Genomic DNA, 9,639 nt, shown 5'->3' on the forward strand with positions numbered 1-9,639 from the left:
CGCCGTCCGCCCGCCGCGCGGCCTCGAGCGCCGCGTCGGGAAGCACCGTGATGTAGGCGCGGAGCCGCGCGTCGAAGCGCTCGATGCGCGCGAGGTAAAGCCGCGCCAGCTCGACCGCCGACACGCGCTTCTCGGCGACGAGGCGAGCGAGCGCCGCCGCGCCGAGAAACGCGAGGTCGTCCGGCTCCGCGGTCATCGGCCCCGGGGCTCGTCCGGCAGGACCGGGCCCGGCTCCACCGTGTCGAGCGGGAGCCCGGCGAGCGGCGCCAGGGCCTCGAGGAGCGCGTTCAGCCGGTGGGTGACCTCGGCGACGTCCTCGGGCGCGGCGGGCAGGCCGAGCGCCGCGGCCAGCGCGGCCACCTCCTCCGTCGTCAGCTCAGGCACGCGTGCCCTCGAGCCTGAAGTGAGCTTCGGTCGTCCGCCCCGTGCGGCCGTTGATCGGCAGGATGTCCTGCGGGCAGGCCGAGAAGGCGATCACGAGGTCCATCTCGGCGCGGAACACGACGTAGCTTCCGGGCGTGGACACGGGCTCGCCCCAGGCGAGACGCCCGTCCGCCGTCCACGGGATGTTCATGAACAGGTTGAGCGAGGGCGGAGTCGCCGGGATCGTGAGGCCGAGCTCGGCGAGCGCCGCGTGCAGGTTGTCCCGGCAGTTGTCGTGATGGCCCGTGACGCCCAGCAGGCCGTAGCGCTGCCGGTCGCAGGGCGCCATGAGCGTGTCGTGCGCGCACCGGGACGTGTCGTCGACCAGCGTCAGGATCGGGCGCCGCCGGTTCGTGACGAACGCGTCGCCGACGGCGGCGGCGAGCTTCATGAACGACGCCCGGCTCGCCTCCATGGACATCCACTCGGTCACCTCGCGCGCGTCGAAGGCCCACGCGTCGACCACCTGCGTGCCGTGCGTGTTGACGATCCTGATGCGCTGCCCGGCGCCGACCCGCGCCGCCTTCCCGCGCCGCGCCGGGATCGTGATGAGGTCATCACCCATCATCCGTCCCTCGTGTTCGCGCGCCGGCTTCGCCGGCGCCACGATCTGGGGGAGGCTCGGAGGGGGCCGTCGAGGCCCCCTTCGACGTGAGCCCGTGGCCGCCGCGATAGTCCGCGGGCCGCGGCGGGACCCAGCCGGCGAGCAGCTCCGGCGCGGGCTCCCAGATCTCCACGCCGAGCGGGCGGCAGGTGGCGAGCGGGTCGCCCGCGGCGGGCCCCCACACCGGCACCGAGAGATCGCCGTGCGGGCACACCGAGATCGCGCAGAGCACGTCGATCTCGGCGAAGAACTCGAGGAAGTCGCCCGCCTTCGCCGGGCTCGGCTTGACCCAGTAGCGACCCTCGGCCGTGAGGCCGGTGACCTGGAAGACGTTGAGCACGTCGTGCACGTCGAACTCGGTGAGGCGGTACGGCGCCACCGCGCGCACGAGGTTGCTGTGGCAGCAGAGATCGAACTCCTCACCGTTGAGGAGCTTGTGCACGTAGGGGTCGCAGCGGGTGCCGAGCAGGTCGTGGCAGCCGCCGCCGTCCGCGTCGCGTCCGTAGCGCACGCTGTCGCCGGTGATCGTCAGCATCGGCCGGAGGTACGGCAGGCACGACCAGAGCCGGTCGAAGGTCGAGAGGTGCGCCTGGTGGAGCTGGCGCGTGCGCGAGGCCCAGAACCGCTCGCGCGGATTGGCGAGGCTCCAGACGTTGAGGTCCGCCACCTGCGGGCCCTCGACGGCGACGATGCGGAAGAGCCGGCCGGCGCGCACGGGCCATGCCCGGCCCGAACGCCTGGGGACGACGAACCGCTCGACGAGCGTACGCTTGCCGGTCTCGCGCGCGAGGCGCGCGTAGAAGTCGCGGTCGACCTCGAGGGGCGAGCCGGGTTTCGCCTCGTAGATCACGCGGGGTCGTGAAATGTCCTCACCTCCCGGCGCCGCTGTTGACAATGGACAGCGGCCATAGTCTGATACCGGCCACCGACCGGGACAGCATCATAGCGCCGATCAGGGAGGACCAGCCATGAGACTCGGGCGCATCGCCACCGTCACGCTCGCTCTCGTCGCCGTCGTCGTCGTGGGCTTCACGACGGGCGCCGACCCCCAGCCGTGCCCGAAGGGGAAGCTGCGCATCTACACCTCGTGGCCGATGCAGGGGGCGATGATCCCCGAGGGCACGGGCATGAAGAACGGCGTCGACCTCGCGGTGTCCGAGATCGGGGGCGTGGTGGCGGGCTACTGCCTGGAGGTCGTCAACCTGGACGACGCGTCCGCGCAGACGGGCAAGTGGGACGGCGCCGTGGAGGCCGAGAACGCGAACAAGGCCGTCGGCGACGCCCTGGCGATGGTGTACATCGGCACCTATAACTCCGGCGCCGCGAAGGTCTCGATCCCCATCAACAACCGCGCCCACCTGGCCCAGATCACGCCGGCCAACACCTATCCGGGGCTGACGAAGAAGCGCGGCGCGGCGCCCGGCGAGCCGGAGATCTACCGGCCGATGGGCTTCGTGAACTACTTCCGGCCGGTGCCCGCCGACGACATCCAGGGCGCCGTCGGCGCCAAGTGGGCCAAGCGCCTGGGCGCCAAGAAGGTCTACATCCTCAACGACCAGGAGCTGTACGGCAAGGGCATCGCTGACGTCTTCGAAGCGACCGCCAAGCGGATCGGGCTCCCGGTCGTCGCCAACGAGGGCATCGACTGGAAGCAGCCCGACCAGAAGCCGGTGCTGACCAAGATCCGCGCGTCGGGCGCGGACCTCATCTACATGGGCGGCGTCATCGAGACCGGCGCTCAGGTCATCATCAGACAGATGAAGGAGGTCGGCCTCGTCGCGCCGCGCGTCCGCTTCGTGGGGCCGGACGGGCTTCTCGAGGAGGAGCTGCTGAAGGGCGCCACGTGCGACGCCGCGCTCGCCGCGGAGATGCGGGTCACCTTCGCCGGTCTGCCGTTCGAGAAGATGCGGGGCGTCGGAGCCAAGACCTACGAGACCTACAAGGCGAAGTTCGGGAAGGAGCCGACGTCGTACGCCCTCTATGCCGTCGAGGCGGCGCGTGTGGCCATCGACGGGATCCGGCGGGCGGCGGCGGCGATCGAGCGGGCCAAGGACGTCGCCGAGAAGCGCGAGGCCGTGCGCAAGGCGATCGCCTCCATCAAGAACTTCGACGGCATCAACGGCAAGTGGAGCTTCGACGAGAACGGCGACGTCGACTACGAGACGATGTCCGGCTTCAAGGTGGTGAAGGCGGACACGCCGATCGGCTGCAAGTTCCAGTTCGAGACCATCCTCGAGTAGCCCCGCCGGAGCACGCGGAATGCCGAGGAGCGCCACGGCTCCGCCGGGGCGCGACGAGCCTCCCTGGGGGGTTTGGGGGGCCATTTCGGGGCCCCCCATCTAAATGGAGTGGTGGGAGGTCCTCGTCCAGCAGACGATCAACGGTCTCACCCGCGGCGCCGTCTTCGCGCTGATCGCGCTCGGCTACACCATGGTGTACGGCATCATCGAGCTGATCAACTTCGCCCACGGCGACGTCTTCATGCTGGGACTCTTCATCTCGCTCTCGTGGTTCACGCTCCTCGGGGTGACGAAGACGCTGACCGGCTGGCAGCTCGTGACGATCCTCCCGCTCGTGTTCGTCCTGACGATGCTCAGCACGGCGGCCCTCAACGTCGCGATCGACCGCCTGGCCTACCGGCCGCTCCGGCGCTCCACGCGGCTCGCCCCCCTGATCACGGCCATCGGCGTGTCGTTCATGCTCGAGAACGCGGCGCTCCTCTGGAAGGGGCCCGCGCCCATCGCCTACCCGGACGTGTTCCCGTCCGTGGAGATCCTGCGCGAGTGGTTCGGCGTGGACTCGGCCGTCTTCATCACCACCAAGGACCTGCTCGTCGTGGGGGCGACGATCCCGCTGATGCTGGCCCTCCACTACTTCGTGACGCGGACCACGTGGGGCAAGGCCATGCGCGCCACGGCCCAGGACCGCGAGACGGCGCAGGCGATGGGCATCGACGTCGAGCGCACGATCCTGATGACGTTCTTCATCGGCGGCGCGCTGGCCGGCGCGGCCGGGCTGATCCAGGGCATGTACTACAACATCGGCCAGTGGTGGATGGGCTACCAGGCGGGCCTGCGCGCGTTCACCGCGGCCGTGCTCGGCGGCATCGGCAACATGCCGGGGGCCGCGCTCGGCGGCTTCTTCATCGGATTCCTGTCGGCGTGGAGTGACCAGTACATCTCCGCCCGCTGGACCAACGCGATCGTCTTCTCGATCCTGATCCTCGTCCTCGTCTTTCGGCCCCACGGTCTCCTGGGCGAGCGGACGCCGGAGAAGCTGTGAGCCGCGCGCTCGCCTCCGCCGCGCTCGTGGCCGGCCTCGTCGTCTACCCGTTCGCCGATCGGGCGCTCGGGCTCCAGACCGTGCACGCGGTCTCCGACGGGATGATCTACGTCCTCCTCGCCCTCGGGCTCAACATCGTGGTCGGCTACGCGGGCCTGCTCGACCTCGGCTACGCGGCGTTCTTCGCCATCGGCGCCTATTCCATGGGGCTCCTCAACTCGCCGGTGCTCGGCTCACCGCTCTACGGGCACGCGTGGAGCTTCTGGCTCTGCATCTGGCTCGCCGCCGCGGTCTCGGCGCTCCTCGGCGTCGTGATCGGCGCGCCGACGCTCCGCGTGCGCGGCGACTACCTCGCGATCATCACGCTCGGCTTCGGCGAGATCATCCCGGTGGCGATCCGCAACCTCGGCGACATCACGATCGAGATCGGGGGCTGGCGGCCGATCGAGCGGCTGAACCTGACCGGCGGCGAGAACGGCGTGAACCCGATCGGCCGACCGTACCTGCCCGGCGTCCCCTTCGAGACCGACCCGGTGCCGTGGTACTTCCTGATCCTCGTCATCGGCGCGGCCTCGCTCTGGGCGATGAACCGGCTCCGCGACTCGCGCCTCGGCCGCGCCTGGATGGCCATCCGCGAGGACGAGACCGCCGCCGACTGCACGGGCGTCAACCCGGTCTCGACGAAGCTCCTCGCGTTCGCGCTCGGCGCTTCCTTCTCGGGGTTCGCGGGATCCGTGTACGCCGCGAAGCTCCAGGCGATCACGCCGGGCGCGTTCGAGTTCCAGGTGTCGATCATGCTCCTCTGCATGGTCGTCCTCGGCGGCGCCGGCAGCCTGAAGGGCGTGATCCTGGGCGGGATGCTCATCACCCTCTTCGACCGCGTCGTGCTCGCGGAGACCACGTTCTTCGTGCGCTGGGTCGGGCGGACCACGGGCGTCCCCGCCCTCGTGGCCGCCGACCTCACCCTCTGGCGGTGGCTCTTCTTCGGCCTCGGGCTGGTCCTCGTGATGCTGCTGCGGCCCGAGGGCCTCGCCGGCCGCCGGGTGCGTCCGGCGCCGGCCGCCGACGACGACGCGGACGACGCGACCCTCGCCGACGGCGCGCCGGCGCCCCGCGTCGACGCGCTCCCGGGATGGCTGCGCGAGCGCATGCGGCGCGGCGGTCACGCGTCCGAGCCGACACCGATCCTCGAGGTGCGGGGCCTGACCCGGCGCTTCGGCGGCGTCGTCGCTCTGAACGGCGTCGACCTCGTCATCCCGCGCGGCGCGATCGTCGGGCTCATCGGCCCGAACGGCGCGGGCAAGACGACGTTCTTCAACGCGGTGACGGGCCTCCTCCGGCCCGATGGCGGCCGCATCGCGTTCGAGGGGGCGAGCCTCGTCGGGCTCCGCCCGAACGCGATCGTCGCCCGCGGCATCGCGCGCACGTTCCAGTCGATCCGGCTCTTCCAGAACATGACCGTGCTCGAGAACGTGCTGGTGGGCGGCCACTGCCGGCTTCACGCCACGGTCCCCGGCGCCGTGCTCCGGCCGCCGGCCGTCGTCGCCGAGGAGGCCCGCGCGCGCACCCAGGCCCGCGAGCTGCTCGACTTCGTCGGCCTCGGCGGCAAGGCCGACGACCTCGCGCGGAACCTGCCCTACGGCGACCAGCGGCGCCTGGAGATCGCCCGCGCGCTCGCAACCGAGCCGGGGCTCCTCCTGCTCGACGAGCCCTCGGCGGGCATGAACCCGCGCGAGGCCGAGACGCTGACCGACCTGATCGAGCTGCTGCGGCGGGAGCTGGGACTGTCAGTGCTCCTGATCGAGCACCACATGGAGGTCGTCATGGGGATCTCCGACCGGATCACCGTCCTCGACTACGGCACGCGCATCGCCGAGGGCACGCCGGCCGAGATCCAGCGCCATCCCGCGGTGATCGAGGCCTACCTCGGCCGGGGCTACGAGCAGGACCTCGCCGCGCGGGACCGCGCACGCTAGCCGGGATGCTCGAGCTCGCCGACGTCCACACGTACTACGGCAACATCCGGGCGCTCCGGGGCATCTCGCTCTCGGTCGCGCCCGGCGAGATCGTGACGCTCATCGGCGCGAACGGCGCGGGCAAGACGACCACGCTGCGGACGATCCTCGGCACCGTGCGGCCCCGCCGCGGCGCCGTGAGCTTCAACGGCCGACGTCTCGACGCGCTCACGACCGACCGCATCGTGCGCCTGGGGATCGCGCAGTCGCCGGAGGGCCGGCGGATCTTCCCGCGCATGACGGTGCTCGAGAACCTGGAGCTCGGGGCCTTCGCGCGGCCCGACCGCGAGGGAATCGCGCCCGACCTCGAGCGCGTGTTCGCGCTCTTCCCGCGCCTGCGCGAGCGCGTGACGCAGAAGGGCGGGACGCTGTCGGGCGGCGAGCAGCAGATGCTAGCCATCGGCCGCGCCCTCATGGCCCGGCCGAGCCTGCTCCTGCTCGACGAGCCGTCCATGGGCCTCTCGCCGATCCTCGTCGACACGATCTTCGCGATCGTCCAGGACATCAACCGCCAGGGCACGACGATCCTGCTCGTCGAGCAGAACGCGCGGATGGCGCTCCGCGTGGCGCACCGGGGCTACGTCATCCAGACCGGGCGCATCGTGCTCCACGACGACGCCGCGGCGCTCCTCCGCTCCGACCTCGTGCGCAAGACCTATCTCGGGGAGAAGTAGGCGACGGGGCGCCCTGCTCGAGGCGCTCCGTGGCCGGCGGGAGATCGGCGGCGGTCTCCGAGCCATACCCGGCCGTTGCGACTCGTACCATTGATAGGCGTCCTCGATGTCAGCGGCAGCCGCTGGCCTGACGATGACTTGCTTCACGGACCCCGGCTGCGAATTCGGCTAAGAACCTCGTCCCAGGGTATGCCGACCGGACCCTCGCGTTCCAGATCGTCCAGGCGCCGGTCGAGTTCTGCGCGCTGAGCTTCCGTGAGCGGAATCGCCCCGGGCGTAGCCGCGAGGCTGTCCCACAGCTCCTCCAGCAGGTCGAGCCGCTCTTCGGGTGTCAGCGATGCGATGTCAAGGCCACGCTTACTCATGGCAGCAGTATAACCTCGCAGGTGGTCCGTCCGCGGTATGGCGAACGTCGCGTATCAGCCGCGGCGCGTCCTGCGCGCCGTCGGCTGCATGCGCTTGTTCGGCGACCGTTTCGGCAGCACGCGCCCTTCATCTCGGCTAATGCAATGGTCCGGCCCGCGGCGAGTCGGCGCGCGAACAGGCAATGAGTTCCAGAAACTCCGCGTATCGACTCAGTGCGAGCGATTCTCGATCCATGTTCGACGATGTTCAAGAACGGTTCTGGGAGAGCCCACGCCTCGACTCAACGCAGACCGGCGGCGATCTGTCGAATTTCCGCGGGCGTGTGTTCCTCAGCCAGCGGCGTACCGGGGAGGAGGAACTTGCCCATGGCGAGGCCTCCGACGAGGACAGGTTCGAAGCCGATGCCGCGGATGAGTCCCTCGGCGAGGGCGATGGCTTTCGGATCGTCGCCGGCGATCGGCACACCGACGAGGCCGCCCGGGCGGTGGGCGATCACGCCGACCCTCCGATAGCTGATCGCGTTGAACGCCCGCACGATGCGCGCCCCCGGCAGCAACTTGGCGCTGGCCAGCCCGGCGCCGCCCTGCTCGTTCACCCACTTCACCAGTTCGGCACCGTCACGCCGCGCGATGGGGTTGCAGACGTCCAGCACCAGCGGCTTGGTGGCGAGCGCGCGGCCGTGCGCCTTACCGATCTCCTCGAGCGCCGCGTAGGGGACGACCATCACCACCACGTCGCCGAAGGCGACGGCCTGCGCGACGGGGCCGGCCTGGGCGAGAGGCCCGAGACCCGTCGTGAGGTCCTTCAGGTTCTCGGGATGGCGCGACGAGAACATCACGGGGTGCCCGGCCTTGACGAAGAGAGCGCCGACGGCGCCGCCCATGCGCCCGGCCCCAACCATGCTGATCTTGAGCGGCGGCGCGGTCGTCGCCTGGGCCCTCGCGCGAGCCGGCCGAGCGGCGAGCGCGACCACGCCGAGCCCGCACCCGGCAAGCTTGAGAAAGTTGCGGCGGCCGTGATCAGCGGCGTGATTCCCTGCCATATCTCTCTCCTTCTTCAGGCCTACCGTGTACCTCACCTTATCCGCCGAACGCGCCGGCTAAGCTGCGGCGCGCGTGCGCAACCATGCATCCGCCGCGGGCCTCCTGCGCGCCGCCGGCTTAAGCCGGTTGTTAGGCGTCGCGCTCAACGCGTGAAACCTGTACCGCAAGAGCCACTCCACTGACCATCAGCATCGATGTCGCGACTAGTAATAGAGCGAGTAAAGGATAGAAGCTCAGCGGCACTGGGCCTCGATGCCTGCCGAACACGATTGCCTCAGGCCAAGCCAACATCGCCAACGCGAATGCTGGGATCTGAAGCGGACCGCCCGCGTGCTCTACCCCGTACCACCCAACGCACGCCAAAACCGCACGCATGATGCCGACCGAAGATCCTATTGCAACACTTGAACGCCACAGAGCACGCGCGCCACGTCTCGTGCTGAAGAACCGGTACAGGAGAACTATGGCTCCTGAGCACAACAACACTATGACCGGGATCAGCATTTACCCGCCCAAGAAGTGGTGGTCTGAGCGTTTAAGACGTTCTTCCGACACATCAGTTTGACCTAAAGACGCCTAACGCCGCGGTGAGCGGCGCGCGAAGCGCGTCCGCTCTACTGCGAAGTTAGGCGGGCCAACTTGCAGGTTCGAGCACGACCCGAATGTTTCGCCGTTCGCATCCCAGAATGGGATGAAGGACTTCACCGACTGCTGTCCTCCAGCCGCGCCTACTTTGCGCGTTTCCAGACCACCGTCGCGGTTCCGCCGCCCGACGCGGCCGCGGCCGTGTACCGCAGTTGGTCACCGCCGATGGTGAACGGCCGCTTCTGTTCAGTCCCGCTCCAATTGGGGAATGTGGCGGTCTCGATCTTGAAGGTAAAGGTCTTGTCCGCCGCGTTGACGGATAAGATTCCGAAGTGGGCGAGGCTCCCCCCGACGATCGCCTTGTTTTCCTCCGCAGTGGCTGTTGTGCGGTTGTTGGAGGCAACCTTGGGAAGATCGGCACGCGAGAAGGCGATCACATAGCGACCGTTGGCATCCACTATCAGGATGCCTCTCGGATTTGGACCGAACGTGTCGGTCTTGTTCCCGCCCTGCTCGGTTACGGCGGAGACGAGCGTCCAGGTTCCGACGAAGTCCTTGGCGGTCTGAGCGAAGGCGTCGCCAGCGGCCAGGACCATTCCCAGAAACAACAATCCCATAGTGCCCAGAGTGAGCTTGCCCACCCGCTT

Annotated in this window: 11 protein-coding genes; 4 read left to right on the forward strand and 7 right to left on the reverse strand. The window is 69.5% G+C overall.

Annotated features, from left to right (window positions below):
• From VKG64_03325 to VKG64_03340, 4 genes are all read right to left on the reverse strand, one after another.
• The coding region (locus VKG64_03325) for an amidase (protein HKB24062.1) at positions 1 to 196 on the reverse strand (196 nt) is incomplete at its 3' end.
• The gene (locus tag VKG64_03330) at positions 193 to 384 is read right to left on the reverse strand and encodes a hypothetical protein (protein ID HKB24063.1); all 192 of its coding nucleotides are present in this window, start codon (positions 382 to 384) and stop codon (positions 193 to 195) included. The genes VKG64_03325 and VKG64_03330, both read right to left, overlap by 4 nt.
• Positions 377 to 988: an urea carboxylase-associated family protein gene (locus VKG64_03335; protein ID HKB24064.1), complete on the reverse strand. Its 612-nt coding sequence runs from the start codon at positions 986 to 988 to the stop codon at positions 377 to 379. The genes VKG64_03330 and VKG64_03335 overlap by 8 nt, the downstream gene beginning before the upstream one ends.
• Complete coding sequence (locus VKG64_03340; protein HKB24065.1) at positions 981 to 1,877, reverse strand: DUF1989 domain-containing protein; 897 nt, start codon at positions 1,875 to 1,877, stop codon at positions 981 to 983. The genes VKG64_03335 and VKG64_03340 overlap by 8 nt, the downstream gene beginning before the upstream one ends.
• 118 nt (positions 1,878 to 1,995) lie before the next feature.
• Here VKG64_03340 and VKG64_03345 point away from each other — a divergent pair, with 118 nt between their 5' ends.
• The 4 genes from VKG64_03345 (at position 1,996) to VKG64_03360 (ending at position 6,998) form a co-directional block, all read left to right on the forward strand.
• Positions 1,996 to 3,267: a branched-chain amino acid ABC transporter substrate-binding protein gene (locus tag VKG64_03345; protein ID HKB24066.1), complete on the forward strand. Its 1,272-nt coding sequence runs from the start codon at positions 1,996 to 1,998 to the stop codon at positions 3,265 to 3,267.
• A 103-nt stretch (positions 3,268 to 3,370) separates the two neighbouring features.
• Positions 3,371 to 4,309, forward strand: coding sequence for a branched-chain amino acid ABC transporter permease (locus VKG64_03350; GenBank protein ID HKB24067.1), 939 nt, complete (start codon positions 3,371 to 3,373; stop codon positions 4,307 to 4,309).
• Positions 4,306 to 6,285, forward strand: coding sequence for a branched-chain amino acid ABC transporter ATP-binding protein/permease (locus VKG64_03355; GenBank protein ID HKB24068.1), 1,980 nt, complete (start codon positions 4,306 to 4,308; stop codon positions 6,283 to 6,285). The genes VKG64_03350 and VKG64_03355 overlap by 4 nt, the downstream gene beginning before the upstream one ends.
• Positions 6,286 to 6,290: 5 nt before the next feature.
• Positions 6,291 to 6,998: an ABC transporter ATP-binding protein gene (locus VKG64_03360; GenBank protein ID HKB24069.1), complete on the forward strand. Its 708-nt coding sequence runs from the start codon at positions 6,291 to 6,293 to the stop codon at positions 6,996 to 6,998.
• A 143-nt stretch (positions 6,999 to 7,141) separates the two neighbouring features.
• On the opposite strand, the gene VKG64_03365 is transcribed toward VKG64_03360, so the two are convergent.
• From VKG64_03365 to VKG64_03375, 3 genes are all read right to left on the reverse strand, one after another.
• Complete coding sequence (locus tag VKG64_03365) at positions 7,142 to 7,363, reverse strand: addiction module protein (protein ID HKB24070.1); 222 nt, start codon at positions 7,361 to 7,363, stop codon at positions 7,142 to 7,144.
• A gap of 281 nt (positions 7,364 to 7,644) precedes the next feature.
• Complete coding sequence (locus tag VKG64_03370) at positions 7,645 to 8,406, reverse strand: NAD(P)-binding domain-containing protein (protein HKB24071.1); 762 nt, start codon at positions 8,404 to 8,406, stop codon at positions 7,645 to 7,647.
• A gap of 729 nt (positions 8,407 to 9,135) precedes the next feature.
• Positions 9,136 to 9,639: lipocalin-like domain-containing protein (locus VKG64_03375; protein HKB24072.1), on the reverse strand; the 504-nt coding region annotated here is incomplete at its 5' end.

Source organism: Candidatus Methylomirabilota bacterium, from assembly GCA_035260325.1.
Taxonomy (GTDB): domain Bacteria; phylum Methylomirabilota; class Methylomirabilia; order Rokubacteriales; family CSP1-6; genus AR19.

Coding starts and splice junctions, on each gene's coding strand:
- VKG64_03335 (HKB24064.1), bottom strand. CDS start 988: ATGGGTGATGACCTCATCACGATCCCGGCGCGGCGCGGGAAGGCGGCG.
- VKG64_03345 (HKB24066.1), top strand. CDS start 1,996: ATGAGACTCGGGCGCATCGCCACCGTCACGCTCGCTCTCGTCGCCGTC.
- VKG64_03350 (HKB24067.1), top strand. CDS start 3,371: ATGGAGTGGTGGGAGGTCCTCGTCCAGCAGACGATCAACGGTCTCACC.
- VKG64_03360 (HKB24069.1), top strand. CDS start 6,291: ATGCTCGAGCTCGCCGACGTCCACACGTACTACGGCAACATCCGGGCG.
- VKG64_03365 (HKB24070.1), bottom strand. CDS start 7,363: ATGAGTAAGCGTGGCCTTGACATCGCATCGCTGACACCCGAAGAGCGG.
- VKG64_03370 (HKB24071.1), bottom strand. CDS start 8,406: ATGGCAGGGAATCACGCCGCTGATCACGGCCGCCGCAACTTTCTCAAG.